We start from the raw sequence: 1,819 nt of genomic DNA, 5'->3' as shown, positions 1-1,819 counted from the left end.
CCAACCCTGTCACCCCGTAGACGATCAGGCCCGATTCCCCGTTGGTGCTAGTAATGGTAATCTTGCCGCTACCAGGAACCGTCAGGCTCCGCAGACCGGGCGCGACGGTGCGGACGCTCGGATCAGAAAGGGCTGAGGAATCATCGGTGGCGGAGATATTCATGCCATAGATCAGCGCCGTCTCTTTCCCCTGAACCGTCACCGTGCCCACTTTTGTACCGCGTTCGGTTTTATGCGTGGCCGCGACAATCACGCGCAGCTCGCTCCCTGGCAGCTCCAGCGTGAGCGAGAGCGGCGCAGGCTCGGTGAGCTTTCCGGCAAGTAGCACAGAATGCAGACAGTAGAGAACCCCATCACTCAGACGCGTCTCGCGGCTCTTTCCCGGCAAGAGCGCCACGACTCCCGCGCGAGGCTTCATCGGCTGGTCTTTTGTATAGCTCCAGAGGCGCGTGAAGATCTCGCCCGCGTCCCATTCTGGTTTGGTTGTGCCCCCGTTCCAGAAGTGCTCCGCCGCCAGCACCATCGCCACAAACTGCCGCCGCTCCGGGCCGTCGAGCACCTCGGCTTTCGACTCGTAGCCGCACCAGGTCGTTTGTAAGCCACCCCACGCCCCGGCTTCGGTGGCCGCTTTCGCAAAGCTCACCACGTTGCCGGGATTGAACCAGGTGCAGGCTACGACTTTGGCGAAACCCGCCTCGCGCAGTGTCTTTAGCGACGGGAACTTCTCATGTGCTCCGTACTGCCAGTCGAACATCACGATATCTTTAGGCAGGTTGTCACGAAGCGCTTTCGCATCGGCGACGCTCGGGGCGGTGCCAAAGCACGGCGCGACTTCCGAGGGATGCAGCGCCATATCGGCCCACATCCACATTTCTTTCTCACGCTTGCGATGAAAAGCGTGCCAGTGCTTGGCGTTGCTCACAAAAAGCTCTGAAAACGTGCGCGGAGCTGAGCGGAAGGGGAAGCGACCGCGCATGGTCACTTCATCGAGCCCGGCATGGAACGCAGGGGCTCCGAACAAGTCATCGGCCTCCGCGACCAGGCGCTCCAGATACCCGACGGCGGCGGGATTGGAGATATTCACGGCGTAGGGTAGCTCGGGGTCCTCGGCAAACGCCCGGTTCTGCGGCTTGTTGAAGAGCCACTCCATGTGTCCGTAGCTCTGAACGAGCGGCGTTAGTGTGACTCCGTGCGCCTTTGCAAACGCCACCTCCTCTTTGATTGCCGCCTTGGTACCACCCCAGCTTGGAGCCACCGACGGATCGCTCTCCCACTTGAGCTGCTCGCACTGAATGACTAAGTGGTTGAGCTTAAAGGGCGAGTAGAGCCTGGAAATGAGCTTTTTCTGAAAGGGCAGCGCGTTTTGCCCGTGGAAGAGATGCACACCCCGGAAGGCAAGGGTCGGCCAGTCCTCGATCTCCACGGCGTGAACAACTTGTCCCCGCACATCGGTATCTAAAAGCTGCAGCAGAGTCTGTGCCGCCCAGAGCGTCCCTGCTTCGTCGCTGCCCACAAGCTGGATACGGTCTTTTCGAACGGAGATGCTGTAGGACTCTGGCTTGCTCCCTAGCCCACTTCCTAGCCCCCGTCCGACGGGGGAATCTATTCGGTGGGGAATTTCCCCTTGCAGGAGTGTTAGTGCTCGCTCGGCTCCGGGGCCGCTAACTTCGAGCTTCGTCTTGCTCGTCAAGCGCACAGGCGGGCCTGTCACCATCAGCTTTTTGGGCGTTGGGATCACCAGCGGCATTCGTGCCACAAGCGGTACAAATGCACTTCCACTCAACCTCCCCCTTCCTCCCGTTATCGGGAGGCGAGGGGG

General features: G+C 60.7%; 1 protein-coding gene. It reads right to left on the bottom strand.

Annotation, left to right across the window (positions count from 1 at the left end; translation table 11 throughout):
• A partial coding sequence (locus tag ACH2EH_RS09070) for a glycoside hydrolase family 20 zincin-like fold domain-containing protein (protein WP_395140946.1) occupies positions 1-1,783 on the bottom strand: 1,783 nt, incomplete at its 3' end.
• Between the last annotated feature and the right edge of the window lie 36 nt (positions 1,784-1,819).

Origin of the sequence: Armatimonas sp., assembly GCF_043760365.1 — a bacterium.
In the GTDB taxonomy this organism is placed as follows: Bacteria; Armatimonadota; Armatimonadia; order Armatimonadales; family Armatimonadaceae; genus Armatimonas.
This window is presented reverse-complemented; position numbering and strand designations above follow the sequence as displayed.